The following is a 15,730-nucleotide window of genomic DNA, read 5'->3' as shown; positions in this document are numbered from 1 at the left end:
GACATCCAACTACAAATCACTTTCTGGAACTATCATTGCTTTTAAACATAATTGTTTATAATGTTCTGCTTTAAAGCTACCTGCACCCCTTGTAATAAGATAGTCTGTGTGATGTTCTCCTAGTTCCAGACATTTATCAAATGAAGCTATTGCAGCTGGATAATTTTTTATTTGAAATAAAAAAAGCCCTTTTAAAAAATGAAGATCTACATAATCCGGATAAAGAAGAAGAGCCTTATCAATACTAAAACTAGCAACTTCATAGCTCTTCGTCTCAAATAAAATATCATATTTCAAACGGTATAAAAGAGCAGGAGGTGTATATCCTTGCTGTAAAAATCCTAAGATTGATTTATTTATATAGTTAAAAGCTGTTTGATATTCTTTTAATCGATAAAATTCACTAGCTAAATGATATTCAATCCAAGGACTATGAGAACTGTCTTGAAATTCTTTAAAAAGGACCTGTAAATTCCTTCGAGATTTATTTCGTTGGTCTGTAATTTTTTTGAAATAACCATAATGATAAATTTCAGTATCAATACTTACTATATCATGAGATGATTCGAGTGATTGGGGTAGTTGGAGTGTTTCGTGAATTCGATTAGTAAATCGAATACCTACATGATTACGAAATAGTCGTGGCTGGTAATAGATAAAAGCATCTTCTTCTTGAATGGGTAGAGATTGACCGTAATAATTAACAATAGGCATATAAATCATTAACGCATTCGTTTGTTGTATTGCATCTTGTATTAATTTCGATTTTTGAACTTCCAATTTTTCATCAGCATCTAACCATAATATCCAATTACCACTAGCCTTTGATAAACCATAGTTACGGGCTTCTGCAAAATGATCATTCCATTCATAAGAAAAGATAGAAGCATTATAGTTCTTACAAATGTTAATCGTTTGATCGCTTGAGCCCGTATCCACAATAATAATCTCATTAACTAACTTTTGAACACTTTGTAAACATTGTTCAATAAAATCTTCCTCGTTTTTAACAATCATACAGAGTGAGATTGTCTGCGATGTCATTTAATCATCCCATCCGTTATAATTAATGATTCGGTGGTTTCCAAGGAGGAGAAGGTTCTTTCAAAATAATGATTTTAACAGTGGAAGCAGGGTAATAGTTCAGAATCTGAGAGATAATATTGTTGCATAACAATTGATTATCTGAATGGACAAAATGATGTTGCTTAATCAGGTGCTGTAATTTTTTTATTAATAAATAAGTATTATTACTTTCAATTGAATAGTAGGTAAAATGATCATCTGATAAAGGTATTACCTGATTATAGAGATAATGCCGATAATTCATATACATGTGCAGCTTTTCAATTAGGAGTAAAGATTGAATAATTTGTTTTTCAGTTAAATTTTTTTTTTTTGAAGAAATTGCATAGGAATAAACAAAAAAATATTTTATTATCAATTTAATAAATGACTGTATGAAATGGTAATGATTTTCTACCGTTTTCATGACTTTCTTTTCATCGAAACTATGATTTGTTTGCAATGATTCAACTCCTCTCCTAAACGTTTCCTCTCGATTCATATCAATGATGGAAAGGCGTTACAGGCGCTTAATTCTAGCATTCTTTATTCTTTTCTTTACTTTGACACTTTGAACAAATACAAGGAATCACCTTTGTATCCTTACAGATATTATTTTTTTGTTTATCACATTTTTTAGAACATTTGTCTTTATCTTTCGAATCGCATTTTTCATGACATGCCTCATCATCAATTGAAATAACTTCTTCTAACTTAAATTGAAGTAATGTTTGAGAACTGACAATCGATCGCAGCATCTTATTGACGCTTGCATTTAATTTTATATAATCCTCAACGTTACAAGGATCCTTTTTTAAGAAATGTTGTATTTTTTCCCCTTCTGCATTCAAAATATGGGATAAACCAATCTCCTCTAATGCAATGGATGCAAGCAATAAATTGATCGTTTCACAACGGGTTAGTGAGATTTTTGGAGTAATGTTAGGAATAGTAGGTAATGACATATAGATCCTCCAATCCATTTTTGCCTTTATCAAATGACTAGGACGTTCTTTATAATATATGAGTTATGAAATAATTGGTTCCTAGTTATTTGAAATTAGAGTGGATATAAAACAGTTTAAGAAATCACTTTTTTATCGAAAAACTATATGCTTCTCAGACGAATTAGTGTTATGTAATAAGACAAGTGGTATGTCAACACTAGACTAGACAATTTTTTTAAGGTGTTCTATTTTGTATTCAATTGGGCTTAAATACCCCAGTGATCCGTGAATTCTTATATGATTAAACCAATGAACATAATCTTCTAATTCCAACTTTAACTGTTCTAAACTTTCAAAATATTTACCTTTTACAAATTCTGTCTTAATAATTTTAAATGTGGCTTCGGCTACTGCGTTATCATATGGGCAACCTTTCATGCTTAACGACCGTTTAATCTCGAATGTATCTAAAGCTTCATCGATTGTCTTGTTTTTAAACTCGTTTCCTCGGTCTGTGTGAAATAGTTGAATTTGTCTTAAATCAGCTTTAATCGTTGATAAGGCTTGGTAGACTAGTCCAGCATCTTTATTAGGACCGGCACTATGTCCAACAATTTCTCTATTGTAAAGATCAACAAATAGACATATGTAATGCCAATTTTTTTGGACCCTTACGTATGTTAAATCACTGACTACAACCGTTAATTCCTTTTGTTGATCAAATTCCCTATTCAACACATTTTCAACTTTAGATTCATTACATTTATCCACATGTGGCTTAAACTGGCCAACTGTATAGTTTGATACTAGCCCATTTTCTTTCATGATTCGGCCAATACGTCTTCTGGATGCAATTTTACCGAGTTTTTCCAACTCATGTTTTATCTTACGAGTGCCATAGTTCTGGCGGCTTTTATGAAAAATATCGATGATGGTAACAGTAAGTTCATCATCTGATTTAGATTGCTCTTTTGCTTCATAATAATAGGTACTTCTTGGGAGTTGTAGGACGTCGCACATTGCTGATATCGAGTATTTGTGACGATTATTTTTAATCACATTTACTTTCGTCCTAGTATCAGCTTGTTTTTGGCAAGTAGGAAATGTATCAAATGGCAATTAAAAATGTACCACTTGCCAATCCCTATATTTACTTATTGTGTAATAATGATTCTTTATACCGGTAGCTTTCTCCATTAAATACAATTAAATGAGAATGGTGAATCAGCCGATCGATCACAGCTTCCGTTAAGATCGGATCCCCAAATACGTGATTCCACTGACCAAATTGTAAATTCGTCGTCACAATCATGCTCTTTCTTTCATAACACATTGAGATGACTTGAAAAAGAAGTTCTGCCCCCTGTTTATGTAGAGGGATGTACCCTATTTCATCAAGAATCAGAAGATCGAGTTTCTCTATCTGCTTAAAGACCCGGCTCAACGAGCCTTTTTCGTGCGCATCTAGTAAGCTATTCACTAGACCAGTTACCGTATAAAATTTGATGCGCTTCTCTAATTTTTGAATCGCGTTTAAACCAATTAACGTGGATAAGTAGGTCTTTCCGGTACCCACACCTCCATAAAAGATTAGATTTTCTCCATTTTCAATAAAGTGCCCGTTTAACAGATATTCTGCTGTGATGCCTTGAGCCATTTGAATGTGGGTCCATTCAAATGGCTTTCCTGCTATTTTAGGCAACGTTGCCTGAGAGAGTAATTGGTAACCTTTCGTTTTTCCCGTTGTTTCACTTCTTGTTCAAAGAGTTGGAGAAGATACTCCTCATGGCTCATTGCTTCGATTTCATGATAATGCTGACGAATCCAGCTTAATTTCAACCGTTTTGCATATTCTCGAATCTTTTGATCCATCACTGCTTCCCTCCTCTAGAAGGGAAAAGCTGATCATAATGCTCTAACCCTCTTGTCGCATTCGGTATGACAGGTAACGAACCTTTCGGTTGAATGATAGGGCGCTGTCCTCGTCCGTTAATGAGTTGATAAAACACTTGTTTAATCGACTCTACAGATGGATGCCCGTTTTCAGAGGCAAGCTGTAAAGCTTGCGTAGGTAACTCAAAATCGTAGTCTTTTAGAATCACCGATAAGAGCTGTAATGCTTGTTGTTTTTCTGACAGCGTACATTGTGTAAAGTATTGTTGCCACAATGGAGGTAACTGATCGTAAAAACTTGTGTATTTCATCGCTGTCGGTCTTTTCGACATCAACGTTAGATACGGTTGCCATATCATCGATTTTTGTTTATTACCGTAAAGACGTGGATGGCAAACAATCGTGTCATAATCTTCTGTTAGGATCTCGATTCGGTTGTACGAGATTTTTGCCAAAACTGTGGATTTGGCAAAACGCGGAGACGTCGAATAGAGTTTATTTTCCACTCGAATATAGCCATACTTATCAGCTTTTACTTGTTCATACCGCACACACTCATACTCTTTCGCTGGTAACTGTAAAAACTGCTCTTTATCTGCCAAATACAGTTCGGCAAGTACAATACCTTTTTGATAATGAAGACGGTTTCGTTCCTTTTCTGCCTTTCCCCATAGCGTTTCATTCAGTTGTTCTATGTCATGCACCACAAGCTCCGGAAGAAAGAAGTTGTTTCGAACATATTTCACCATCGATTCCACATGTCCTTTTTCGTTTCCACTAGCCGGATTACAAAATTCATATTCAAAACCATAATGGCAAACAAAACGCTGAAACTCCTCCGTTAGCTCTCGCTCCCCATTAGGTAATACTTTTTTCACCGCAGGTGATAAATTATCAAAACGAATTACTCTAGGTACTCCACCTATGTGATGAAAGATTCGTTTCAACCCTTCTAAAAAGCAATCCCGATTTTCAGATGGAAACACCTGAACGTAAAAGGTATTACTATAGGGAAACGATAAAACCAAATATGGCCATGTCACTACTTCTCCACGATATTTAAATGGTGCCTCCCTAAAGTCCACTTGAGCTGTTCCTGGCTTCGACTCTAATGGCAATGCAGCTGTTTCTGTTTCTTCGGAAAGCTGTTTTTTACGTTGGGATACATAATGCCGAACGGATCGTGCGGAACCTTCAAACCCATATTCTTCGACAAGTTGCGTATACATCCGTTGAGCAGTTCGTTGAAACTTCTTTTTCTTCTTCAAGTCTTCTTGAAGCCATTGATCTAGAATCGGTTTCACAGGATCCATGACTTTTGCTTTTCGTTTTTGCTTTGGTACTTCTGAAGGACTAAAATCCTCCACCTCTGCATATTTCCGAACCGTTCTACGGTCTCGACTCATTTGTTTGGCAATAGAGCTATACGAACGCCCTTTTTTATTTGTTCATGTCTGATATAATTAATTTCTGCCACTGCTAACATCTCCTTCATCGCCTCCTGTCATTTTTGCCCAATAACAGGAAGTTTATTTGAATGTAGGAATGTTGGCAAGTGGTTTTTTTATGCCCGAAAAGGGCTACATAAATTAATTGCCAAACTGTACATTTTTAGTTTGCCATAAACAATCAGCGCAGCTTGCTTTAAAATATCATTCTCCATCAGTAAACGCTGATTTTCTTTACGGAGTTTGATCAACTCTTCTTCTTCAGGTGTTCGGTTATCCTTCTCTTTAAATGAACCAGATGTTTGGCTCTGTTTCACCCATTTGTCTAATGCCGAAGGCGTTAAATTGTATTCACTTATAATGTCTTTTCTAGGCTTACCACTTTCATATAGTTTGACCATTTGAGCTTTAAATTCGGGAGTAAATGTTCTTCTAGTTCTCGTCATATCGGCGTACCTCCATTAACTGAATGAGATGAAGTAGACTTCCAAATTTAGAGGGTAAACACCGCAACTTGACAAGGAACCTCTACGGGCATGCTTTCCCAGCCAGGAAACCAGATGATGAAAACATCTGGCTTGCCAAACAGACTAGCATACCCGCCTCTCCTAGTAAAGTTGCTGGTATGGGATCTCTTACGTTTGTTAGCAGTATACCCAGATTAGGTAGTTAGTCTACTTGACCTTAATTTTTTTGTCCAGTTAAGTGTAGCCGATTCAGATGTTTGGCTACTTGGGCAGCATCGATTAGTCTGCGGAGACAGTACAAAGAAAGACACCTTTAATGTCTTGATGGATGGGAAAACTGCTAATTTGGTAGTTACGGACCCTCCATATAATGTTAACTATGAAGGCACTGCTGGAAAAATCAAAAATGACAATATGGCTAACGAAGCGTTCTACGATTTCCTGCTTGCAGCATTTCAGAACACCGAAGCAGTAATGGCGAAGGACGCTTCTATTTATGTATTCCATGCGGATACCGAAGGACTCAATTTTAGAAGAGCATTCTCCGATGCAGGATTTTATCTTTCCGGTACTTGTATTTGGAAAAAGCAGTCCCTTGTTCTCGGTCGCTCTCCTTATCAGTGGCAGCATGAACCTATTCTCTTTGGGTGGAAAAAGAAAGGCAAGCATAACTGGTATTCCGATAGAAAGCAGACCACCATCTGGGAATTTGAGAAACCGAAGAAAAACAGTGATCATCCTACGATGAAACCAGTTGCACTTGTGGCCTACCCTATTTTGAACTCAAGCCTTTCTAATTGTATCGTGCTTGATCCTTTTGGTGGTTCAGGAAGTACACTGATTGCTTGTGAGCAGACAGATAGAATCTGTTACACCATTGAACTGGATGAAAAGTACTGTGATGTTATTGTGAAAAGGTATATTGAGCAAGTTGGAAACTCAGACGGTGTGTTTCTTTTAAGAGATGGTTCGAAAATAAGATATTGTGACCTGCCGGAGGTGAATGCAGATGAGTAAATTGACACTCGGCTCCCTTTTTGATGGGAGCGGAGGTTTTCCTCTAGGCGGTCTGCTCTGTGGCATTGAGCCTTTATGGGCATCTGAAATTGAGCCGTTTCCTATAAGAGTTACGACCAAACGCATCCCTCAGATGAAGCATTATGGGGATATAAACAAATTAAATGGTGCGGAGCTTCCACCTGTAGATATCATAACATTTGGCTCTCCCTGCACAGATATGAGTGTGGCGGGTAAAAGAGCTGGTCTGGACGGAGAACAATCCGTCCTTTTTTATGAAGCAATAAGAATTATCAAGGAAATGAGGTGTAAGACCAATGGACAATATCCAAGGTATGCAGTCTGGGAAAATGTACCCGGCGCATTCTCGTCAAATAAAGGAGAGGACTTTAGGGCAGTCCTCGAAGCGGTCATCGGTGTCAAAGAGCCGAACACCTCGGTGCCTTTACCTGAAAAAGGACGATGGCCATACGCTGACATCTATATGGGAGACGGATGGAGCGTGGCTTACCGAACTATCGATGCGCAATATTTCGGAGTACCCCAACGTCGTCGTAGAATCTACCTTGTCGCAGATTTTGCAGGCAGATGTGCCGCAGAAATACTATTTGAGTCCGAAGGCTTGTCAAGGGATTTTACGCCGAGCGGCAGCCCGTGGCAAAGAACTGCCGGAAATGCTAAAAACCGCTCTGGAAAAACAGGCGATAGCATAACTTGCCTAAATGACCAAGGCGGAAGAGTGATGTCTGTTTCGAAGGATATTACAGCAACACTTCGAGCAGAGGAACATGGACATCAGCCTTGCGTAATGCAGTCAAGCGGATTTTGTACTGAACACAGTGCCAAGAGCAGAAGTGTAGGATATGAGGAAGAACGTTCCCCTACACTTAGAGCAGGTGTTGTCCCAGGTGCAGTCATGTCCTTTGAACCGGGTGCTGCTTCTCGAGTTGGTGGCCATACTGACGAAAACTTAAGTGGATCACTTCGTGCAAACATGGGAGATAATCAAACAGCTGTTGTCATTGAAAACCATCCAACTGATAGCCGTGTGAAACTCTCGGAGGATAATAAAGTACAGACGCTGACCTCTCGGATGGGAACTGGTGGCGGGAATGTACCCCTTATTATGAACACTCCTAAAACGTTAAAAATCCGCTCTGGCTGTGAAGGCGGTGGTAAGGGTGCATTGATACAAGATGATAAGTCTGCAACTCTTGGATGCAATAATGATCAGACTGTTTTTGTGCCTACCGCATATGGCATCTGTTCTGATAAAAGCAATTCCATGCAGTCAAGCAATCCACATAGCGGTATATATGAAGCAGATACTTCTCGAACCATTGATGCTAATGGAGGAAATCCAGGATGTAATCAAGGTGGTATTGCAGTAGTTGCTCTGCAAGGCTCGATGATTGGAAGAGAGGATAAAAATGGTCCCAAAGGAAGCGGTATAGATGAAGAGGTTTCTTTTACGCTTAATACCGCTGATCGCCATGCTGTTGCCTATGCCATGACTACCGGAGCCTATGCACAGGTTGAAGAAGATAAAGCACCAACGTTATTGTCGAGAGATTATAAGGATGCTCCTGTAGTGACTCAGCCTTCTTACGGTATTGATAGGGCGGCTTTTAATCAAGGAAAGAACGCTCTGTATAAACCTTCTATAGATGAAGAACAGCAACCTACGCTCACAGCAAAAGGCCCTGGAGCAGTGGCACACCCAGCTTCGTTTTATCCTCAGATGAAAGCTGAAAGTCAATGCTACAGACAGGACGGCACATCAAATACGATTATCAATGGCACCAATCCAGGCTATCAAAACGGATTGGTTGAGCCGGACTATATTGTTCGAAGGCTCACACCAACGGAATGTGCAAGATTGCAAGGTTTTCCCGATAATTGGTGCGATGATCTTGGTACAGAAAATCCGACAGAAGATGAAATTTCATTCTGGACGGAGGTTTGGGAAACTCACCGCAAAATTATCGGTAAAGGCAAAAGGCCAAAAACAAGAAATCAGATTATCAAATGGCTTAACAATCCTCATTCCGATGCAGCCGAATACAAAATGTGGGGTAATGGCGTAGCACTTCCATGTGTCTGTTTTGTGCTGACTGGCATTGTGTTATCTACACAAAATACCGCCGATTAATGGAACCGTATTTTCTACAGAAAGATGCTCTAAATGACTTGATATTAACAGCTTTTAGAGTGATATATGTACGTACCGAAAATAGAAAGGCGGTATGAAAATGCAGATTCACTATAATGTTACGGGACCAAAAAGAAAAGCACTGGTTAACGCAATCAGCCAACAACTGAATGCCCCTGTAAAATATCTCGGAGCACCTACATTTGCATATGAGGTGGCAGACTACAATGTTAACAAAAACGGAGTTCTAAGTGGACCAGACAATAAGGAACTGGTCGATGATCTATTGAGATTTCACGATTTCAAAGCAATTTCAGAAGAATTTGACACACCACTTCCGAAAGCAGAAGTAAATGAAAGGGAAGAATCTATCAATCTGATAATTCAAATGCCACGGGCAGATTTTACCGACACGGCAATCGAGAACCTAAAAGGATTAGTAGAAAGTAAAGCTACTCTTATAAGGAAAGCACTTGATACGGACTCCATTCCCATCATTGAAGATGAGGAATATGTCGCCTTCCCTTGGTTTCAAGGTGAGTGCTCCTCAGAAGAGGTTAAGGCATACACCCATTTTGTCACGGCACTTTGCGAAATGGCGAAAAAACAGACCCGTGTCAACTCCACCGAGAAATTAGTAGAGAATGAAAAGTACGCTTTCCGTTGCTTCCTTCTAAGGCTTGGTTTTATCGGTTCAGAATATAAGATGGAACGAAAGATTCTCCTCTCCAAGCTGTCAGGTAGCTCCGCTTTCAAAAGCGGAACGGCAAAGCAGGAGGTGAGTGAACAATGAATATCATTCACCCAGAAATGTTAAAGCAACTTAGAAGCTATTACACTCCAGGAACACGTGTGATGCTACTTAAAATGAACGACCCTTATACCAAACTTCAGCCTGGAGCGAAAGGTACGGTTATTAGTGTTGATGACATAGGAACGATTCACGTCAGTTGGGATTCCGGTGGTTCCCTTGGAGTGGCTTTTGGTGAGGATTTATGCAAGAAAATCGAAGAGTAAAACATACACAATTTAAGCCAAATATGGCAGTAAATATGTAGATTTGTATTGTAGTATTGTTTTCAAAGGAGTCAACTAATGAATGAAATAATTAAGGAACAAATCCTTTCCATCCGAGAAAGTGGAGTCACAAATATGTTTGATGTGGACCGGGTACAGTATGAGGCAAATGAACGAGGGTTTTATGAATTGGTAGTCTATTTAATAGACCATAAAGCAGAATATGCTCATTTCATACTGACGGGTGAAGTGGATAAAAAGAAATAACTAAATCTAAATAGGATAGAGAAAAGGGCTTCATCTATAGGATTGAGGCTCTTTTCTTATGTCCTTTTCCATAAAAGGGGCGGTGTTTATGCGGAAACTGAAGAAATATAAGCCGACCGCCTTTATAGCTGAAGGGTCATATTACGATAAGGACGCTGCTGATTACGCTGTGGCTTTTATCGAAGCACTCTCCCATACGAAAGGTTCATGGGCAGGCAAGCCTTTTGAACTTATCGATTGGCAGGAGCAAATTGTCCGTGATTTATTCGGTATCTTAAAACCTAATGGATACCGGCAGTTTAACACGGCTTATATAGAAATACCTAAAAAGATGGGAAAAAGCGAACTTGCAGCAGCAATCGCACTTCTCCTCACTTGTGGAGATGGTGAAGAACGAGCAGAGGTATACGGTTGTGCCGCAGATCGCCAGCAGGCATCAATTGTATTTGAAGTAGCAGCCGATATGGTGCGGATGTGTCCAGCGCTGAATAAACGAGTAAAGTTGCTGGCTTCAACTAAGCGATTGGTGTACCTGCCGACCAACAGCTTCTATCAGGTATTGTCGGCTGAAGCCTACTCTAAACACGGCTTCAATATACATGGTGTTGTTTTTGATGAACTTCATACTCAGCCAAACAGGAAATTATTTGACGTTATGACGAAAGGATCTGGGGATGCGAGAACTCAACCGCTATATTTTCTTATCACCACTGCGGGGACGGATACCCAGAGTATCTGCTACGAAACACACCAGAAAGCGGTTGATATTATTGAGGGCAGAAAATACGATCCCACCTTTTACCCCGTAATCTACGGAGCTAAAGAAGAGGATGATTGGACAGACCCAAAAGTGTGGAAAAAAGCAAATCCAAGCTTGGGAATCACAGTGGGGATTGACAAAGTAAGAGCTGCTTGTGAAAGTGCAAAGCAGAACCCAGCTGAGGAGAACAGCTTCCGGCAATTGCGCCTAAATCAGTGGGTTAAACAATCTGTTCGATGGATGCCAATGGCAAAGTGGGATGCCTGTGCATTTCCAGTTATACCAGAAAGTCTCGAAGGACGGGTGTGTTATGGAGGTCTTGACTTATCTTCTACAACAGATATTACAGCCTTTGTACTAGTTTTCCCACCGGAGGATGAAACAGATAAATACATTGTTCTTCCGTATTTTTGGATGCCAGAGGACAACATTGACCTTCGAGTCCGAAGAGACCATGTTCAATACGATCTTTGGGAGAAACAGGGATATATTCTAACCACAGAAGGCAATGTAGTGCATTACGGCTACATTGAGCGGTTTATTGAAGAACTTGGCGAAAAGTATAACATTCGAGAAATTGCATTTGACCGTTGGGGAGCAGTTCAAATGGTTCAGAACCTTGAAGGAGCAGGCTTTACTGTCGTTCCATTCGGTCAAGGCTTTAAAGATATGTCACCGCCAACCAAAGAACTAATGAAATTGACATTAGAAGAAAGAATAGCTCACGGTGGGCATCCAGTGCTTCGTTGGATGATAGACAACATTTTTATAAAAACTGATCCGGCAGGCAACGTGAAACCGGATAAGGAAAAAAGTACAGAAAAGATAGATGGTGCGGTGGCAACTATCATGGCACTTGATCGTGCTATCCGTTGCGGCTCAGGTAATAGCGGAGATTCAGTGTATGACGAGAGAGGTTTGATTGTCTTTTAAACCTTAATGGTTAACACAAAGTTTATATTCGGAGGTGACGCCTATGAATCTAATAAAAGGACTGTTTCGGTCAAGGGACAAACCGCAAAACCGTGTGGGTAGTGCATTTTCCTTCCTGTTTGGTGGTACGTCATCTGGTAAAACAGTGAACGAGCGTACTGCAATGCAAGCAACAGCAGTGTATGCCTGCGTAAGGATACTTGCTGAAGCGATTGCAGGACTGCCACTTCATGTATATAGATATCGTTCTGATGGAGGTAAAGAAAAGATTCCTTTCCACCCGCTGTATTACCTTCTTCATGATGAACCAAATCCAGAGATGACTTCATTCGTGTTTCGAGAAACACTGATGAGTCATCTTTTACTTTGGGGAAATGCCTATGCACAGGTGGTCAGAAACGGTCGTGGGCAGGCAGTGGCGCTTTATCCCCTACTCCCCAACAAGATGGAGGTTAGCCGAGCAACAAATGGTGAGCTGGTCTATACCTATTACCGTGATACGGACGAAAGTGGCCTAAATCCAAAAGGCGGCTATATCACACTCCGTAAAGATGAGGTTCTTCACATTCCTGGCTTAGGTTTTGATGGACTCATTGGTTATAGCCCTATCGCCATGGCGAAAAATGCAATCGGTATGTCACTTGCTACTGAAGAGTACGGTGCGGCATTCTTTGCCAATGGTGCAAATCCCGGAGGTGTGCTGGAACACCCAGGAGTAATCAAAGATATACAGAGGGTCAAGGATAGTTGGAATAGTGCCTACCAAGGCACAGGCAATGCTCACAAAATCGCTGTATTGGAAGAGGGCATGAAGTTTCAAGCCATTGGTATTCCACCGGAACAGGCACAATTTCTTGAAACACGGAAATTCCAAATTAATGAGATTGCGAGGATTTTCCGAGTGCCGCCCCATATGGTGGGTGATCTTGAGAAGTCTAGTTTCTCCAATATTGAGCAGCAGTCTTTAGAGTTTGTAAAATACACCCTCGATCCGTGGGTGGTGCGATGGGAGCAAAGTCTCCAGCAATCGCTTATTTTGCCTTCTGAAAAAACTTCACTATTTATTAAGTTCAATTTGGATGGACTGCTTCGTGGTGATTACCAAAGTCGTATGAATGGCTACGCTACAGGCCGACAAAATGGCTGGATGTCAGCCAACGATATCCGTGAACTGGAGGATATGAACCGCATACCAGCTGAGGAAGGTGGCGATTTATATCTGGTTAACGGAAATATGACAAAACTGGCTGACGCAGGTGCGTTTGCCAAAACTGAAGGAGGTCAGTAAATGAGGAAGTTCTGGAACTGGGTGCGTGATTCTGATGAAGAACGTACCCTCTATTTAAATGGAGTGATATCCGAAGAAACGTGGTGGGGTGATGAAGTCACACCTAAGATATTTAAAGATGAATTGCTGGCAGGCACCGGCGATATTACGGTGTGGATTAATTCCCCTGGTGGTGATGTGTTCGCAGCAGCTCAGATTTATAACATGCTTATGGAGTATACCGGAAAAGTCACTGTAAAGATTGATGGGCTTGCGGCAAGTGCGGCATCCGTTATTGCTATGGCAGGTGGAGATGTATATATGTCTCCTGTATCCATGCTAATGATTCATAACCCATCAACGATTGCCATCGGTGACAGTGAGGAAATGCTTCGAGCAAAGGCTCTATTAGATGAGGTCAAGGAAAGTATTATTAATGCCTATGAGTTAAAGACGGGTCTTTCCCGAACAAAACTCTCCCATCTGATGGATGCAGAATCATGGATGAATGCAAATAAGGCTATTGAACTTGGTTTTGCAGACAAGATTATGTTCATGGAAAGTGAAGCACCGGATTTGACAGATAGTCTTATTTTTAGCAGGATGGCGGTTACTAACTCGCTTATCAGCAAACTACCAAAACAACCAAAACAGAAAACAGGTACACCCATTGAGTCGCTGGATAAGCGGCTTTCTTTAATTTCGCACTAATTTAAAGGAGGAAATAACGATGAGTAAAATTCTTGAATTGCGTGAGAAACGCGCTAAAGCATGGGATGCAGCAAAGGCATTCCTTGATTCAAAACGTGGCGGTGATGGACTGTTATCCGCTGAGGACACGACAACCTATGAAAAAATGGAAGCCGATGTGGTGGCTCTTGGTAAGGAAATTGAACGTTTAGAACGCCAAGCATCTATCGACTTGGAACTGTCGAAAGCAACCAGTAACCCAATTACCAACGAACCTACTAGAACTGGAGAGGAAAAGACCGGTCGTGCAAGTGCTGAATACAAAAAAGCTTTCTGGAATGCGATGCGTGACAATGTTAGCTATGAAGTAAGAAACGCTCTAAAGATTGGCACTGATTCTGAAGGCGGATTCCTTGTACCAGATGAGTTTGAACGTACTCTAGTAGAAGCTCTTGAGGAAGAAAATATTTTCCGTAGATTGGCTAATGTAATCACTACATCTTCTGGTGACCGTAAGATTCCTGTTGTTGCAAGCAAAGGTACAGCAAGCTGGATAGATGAAGAAGGAGCTATCCCAGAAAGTGATGACAGCTTCGGTCAAGTATCCATCGGGGCCTATAAACTAGCGACAATGATTAAAGTCTCTGAGGAGCTACTAAACGATTCCGTGTTTAATCTCGAAAGCTACATCACAAGAGAATTCGCCCGTCGCATTGGTAACAAGGAGGAGGAAGCCTTCTTCATAGGTGACGGTACAGGAAAGCCAACAGGGATTTTAAATGCCACAGGCGGCGGTCAAGTTGGGGTTACTGCGGCAAGTGCCACTGCCATTACTTTGGATGAGGTTTTAGATTTATTCTACAGCTTGAAAGCACCTTATCGTAATAAGGCAGTATTCGTAATGAATGATGCCACTATAAAAGCTATCCGTAAATTAAAAGACGGTAATGGCCAGTACCTATGGCAACCTTCCATCCAAGCGGGAACACCTGATACGATTCTTAACCGCCCACTGTACACTTCATCATATGTACCTACTATTGAAGCAGGTGCAAAGACTGTGGTATTCGGTGATTTTAGTTATTACTGGGTGGCAGACCGTCAAGGACGAGTATTCAAACGATTAAATGAACTCTATGCTGTTACAGGTCAAGTAGGATTTATTGCGACTCAACGAGTTGATGGAAAGCTTATCTTACCGGAGGCCGTTAAGGTACTCCAACAGAAAGCCTAACGGAGGTGCCTTATGAGTTATAACACGAAGAATTATACCGAACAAGGCGGAGAAAAAACTGTCATCGGCGGTATTTTAGAAATTAAAGAAGGGGCCTCGGTTACGGGGCTTCCTGTTGCTGAAAACCAGGTAGACAGCACCGCCACCGATGTTGCTGGTCTAGTTACGGACTTCAATGCCCTGCTGGCCAAACTAAAAGCATCGGGGCTTATGGAGGCTGACTAAGGTGGAATGTAAAGGAGGTTGGTGGTATGGCAGTGGCAGATAATCTCTTGCCTAAAGTTAAAGCGAACTTAATTTTAGCACATGATCAGGATGATGCCCTCCTTATTGGATTTATCACTGCTGCAGTCTCCTATGCACAGAGCTATCAGCACGTTCCTGAAGACTATTATGAAACCCATGCTATGCCTCCAACAACAGAACAAGCAGTGATTATGTTGTCGAGTCATTTCTATGAAAGTAGAGATGGCTCGACGGCAGGTTTCTTTGCTGACAGTGTACAGGCGGGGCAACAAGTATGGAACACAGTGAACCTGCTTTTACGGCTTGACCGAGAGTGGGGTGTTTAGC

Annotated in this window: 13 protein-coding genes and 5 pseudogenes; 11 read left to right on the top strand and 7 right to left on the bottom strand. The window is 40.7% G+C overall.

Annotated elements, in window-relative coordinates; all coding sequences use genetic code 11:
• Positions 1-9: 9 nt before the first annotated feature.
• From FAR12_RS10355 to FAR12_RS10325, 7 genes and pseudogenes are all read right to left on the bottom strand, one after another.
• Positions 10-1,017, bottom strand: a complete 1,008-nt coding sequence (locus FAR12_RS10355; RefSeq protein WP_019155129.1) for a glycosyltransferase family 2 protein — start codon at positions 1,015-1,017, stop codon at positions 10-12.
• Positions 1,018-1,066: 49 nt separating this feature from the next.
• A complete protein-coding gene (locus FAR12_RS10350; RefSeq protein WP_036175013.1) occupies positions 1,067-1,528 on the bottom strand; it encodes a hypothetical protein in 462 nt (153 codons plus the stop codon).
• A 73-nt stretch (positions 1,529-1,601) separates the two neighbouring features.
• Positions 1,602-2,030, bottom strand: coding sequence for an alpha-helical endospore appendage domain-containing protein (locus FAR12_RS23645; protein ID WP_019155127.1), 429 nt, complete (start codon positions 2,028-2,030; stop codon positions 1,602-1,604).
• Positions 2,031-2,234: 204 nt separating this feature from the next.
• Positions 2,235-3,098 (bottom strand): annotated as a pseudogene (locus FAR12_RS10340) (IS3 family transposase); the annotation flags it as partial.
• Positions 3,099-3,162: 64 nt separating this feature from the next.
• Positions 3,163-3,884: pseudogene (istB, locus tag FAR12_RS10335) on the bottom strand (IS21-like element helper ATPase IstB).
• A pseudogene (istA, locus tag FAR12_RS10330) lies at positions 3,884-5,391 on the bottom strand (IS21 family transposase). Before istA ends, istB begins: the two co-directional pseudogenes overlap by 1 nt.
• A gap of 156 nt (positions 5,392-5,547) precedes the next feature.
• A pseudogene (locus FAR12_RS10325) lies at positions 5,548-5,799 on the bottom strand (transposase); the annotation flags it as partial.
• Between the two features lie 273 nt (positions 5,800-6,072).
• Between FAR12_RS10325 and FAR12_RS10320 the strand changes: the two are divergent.
• From FAR12_RS10320 to FAR12_RS10270, 11 genes and pseudogenes are all read left to right on the top strand, one after another.
• Positions 6,073-6,837, top strand: a pseudogene (locus tag FAR12_RS10320) (DNA modification methylase); the annotation flags it as partial.
• A complete protein-coding gene (locus tag FAR12_RS10315; RefSeq protein WP_126408606.1) occupies positions 6,830-8,989 on the top strand; it encodes a DNA cytosine methyltransferase in 2,160 nt (719 codons plus the stop codon). The pseudogene FAR12_RS10320 and the gene FAR12_RS10315, both read left to right, overlap by 8 nt.
• Positions 8,990-9,089: 100 nt before the next feature.
• Positions 9,090-9,782 carry a virulence protein gene (locus tag FAR12_RS10310; RefSeq protein ID WP_126408605.1) on the top strand — a complete coding sequence of 231 codons (693 nt, stop codon included), beginning with the start codon at positions 9,090-9,092 and terminating at the stop codon, positions 9,780-9,782.
• Positions 9,779-10,006, top strand: coding sequence for a DUF4314 domain-containing protein (locus FAR12_RS10305; protein ID WP_126408604.1), 228 nt, complete (start codon positions 9,779-9,781; stop codon positions 10,004-10,006). The genes FAR12_RS10310 and FAR12_RS10305 overlap by 4 nt, the downstream gene beginning before the upstream one ends.
• Before the next feature lie 78 nt (positions 10,007-10,084).
• Entirely contained in the window at positions 10,085-10,273 is a 189-nt protein-coding gene (locus tag FAR12_RS10300; RefSeq protein WP_126408603.1) for a DUF5049 domain-containing protein, read from the top strand.
• A gap of 88 nt (positions 10,274-10,361) precedes the next feature.
• Positions 10,362-11,966, top strand: coding sequence for a terminase large subunit (locus FAR12_RS10295; protein ID WP_126408602.1), 1,605 nt, complete (start codon positions 10,362-10,364; stop codon positions 11,964-11,966).
• 43 nt (positions 11,967-12,009) lie between these two features.
• Positions 12,010-13,254 carry a phage portal protein gene (locus FAR12_RS10290; protein WP_061129987.1) on the top strand — a complete coding sequence of 415 codons (1,245 nt, stop codon included), beginning with the start codon at positions 12,010-12,012 and terminating at the stop codon, positions 13,252-13,254.
• Positions 13,255-13,944, top strand: coding sequence for a head maturation protease, ClpP-related (locus tag FAR12_RS10285; RefSeq protein ID WP_061129988.1), 690 nt, complete (start codon positions 13,255-13,257; stop codon positions 13,942-13,944). It abuts the gene before it with no gap.
• Between the two features lie 19 nt (positions 13,945-13,963).
• Positions 13,964-15,157 (top strand): phage major capsid protein, encoded by a 1,194-nt coding sequence (locus FAR12_RS10280; protein ID WP_061129989.1) that lies wholly within the window; start codon positions 13,964-13,966, stop codon positions 15,155-15,157.
• A gap of 12 nt (positions 15,158-15,169) precedes the next feature.
• Positions 15,170-15,382, top strand: coding sequence for a head fiber protein (locus tag FAR12_RS10275; protein ID WP_061129990.1), 213 nt, complete (start codon positions 15,170-15,172; stop codon positions 15,380-15,382).
• Between the two features lie 47 nt (positions 15,383-15,429).
• A complete protein-coding gene (locus tag FAR12_RS10270) occupies positions 15,430-15,729 on the top strand; it encodes a head-tail connector protein (protein ID WP_425456156.1) in 300 nt (99 codons plus the stop codon).
• Position 15,730 lies beyond the last annotated feature (1 nt).

The sequence above is a fragment of the Bacillus yapensis genome (assembly GCF_005280205.1).
Taxonomy (GTDB): domain Bacteria; phylum Bacillota; class Bacilli; order Bacillales; family Cytobacillaceae; genus Robertmurraya; species Robertmurraya yapensis.
Note: the sequence above shows the minus strand (reverse complement) of the source record. Positions and strands in the feature narration are given on the sequence as shown.

What these genes read in the sequence shown, in the direction of transcription:
- FAR12_RS10355 (WP_019155129.1), bottom strand. Translation starts at nt 1,017, where the DNA reads ATGATTGTTAAAAACGAGGAAGATTTTATTGAACAATGTTTACAAAGT.
- FAR12_RS23645 (WP_019155127.1), bottom strand. Translation starts at nt 2,030, where the DNA reads ATGTCATTACCTACTATTCCTAACATTACTCCAAAAATCTCACTAACC.
- FAR12_RS10315 (WP_126408606.1), top strand. Translation starts at nt 6,830, where the DNA reads ATGAGTAAATTGACACTCGGCTCCCTTTTTGATGGGAGCGGAGGTTTT.
- FAR12_RS10310 (WP_126408605.1), top strand. Translation starts at nt 9,090, where the DNA reads ATGCAGATTCACTATAATGTTACGGGACCAAAAAGAAAAGCACTGGTT.
- FAR12_RS10305 (WP_126408604.1), top strand. Translation starts at nt 9,779, where the DNA reads ATGAATATCATTCACCCAGAAATGTTAAAGCAACTTAGAAGCTATTAC.
- FAR12_RS10300 (WP_126408603.1), top strand. Translation starts at nt 10,085, where the DNA reads ATGAATGAAATAATTAAGGAACAAATCCTTTCCATCCGAGAAAGTGGA.
- FAR12_RS10295 (WP_126408602.1), top strand. Translation starts at nt 10,362, where the DNA reads ATGCGGAAACTGAAGAAATATAAGCCGACCGCCTTTATAGCTGAAGGG.
- FAR12_RS10290 (WP_061129987.1), top strand. Translation starts at nt 12,010, where the DNA reads ATGAATCTAATAAAAGGACTGTTTCGGTCAAGGGACAAACCGCAAAAC.
- FAR12_RS10285 (WP_061129988.1), top strand. Translation starts at nt 13,255, where the DNA reads ATGAGGAAGTTCTGGAACTGGGTGCGTGATTCTGATGAAGAACGTACC.
- FAR12_RS10280 (WP_061129989.1), top strand. Translation starts at nt 13,964, where the DNA reads ATGAGTAAAATTCTTGAATTGCGTGAGAAACGCGCTAAAGCATGGGAT.
- FAR12_RS10275 (WP_061129990.1), top strand. Translation starts at nt 15,170, where the DNA reads ATGAGTTATAACACGAAGAATTATACCGAACAAGGCGGAGAAAAAACT.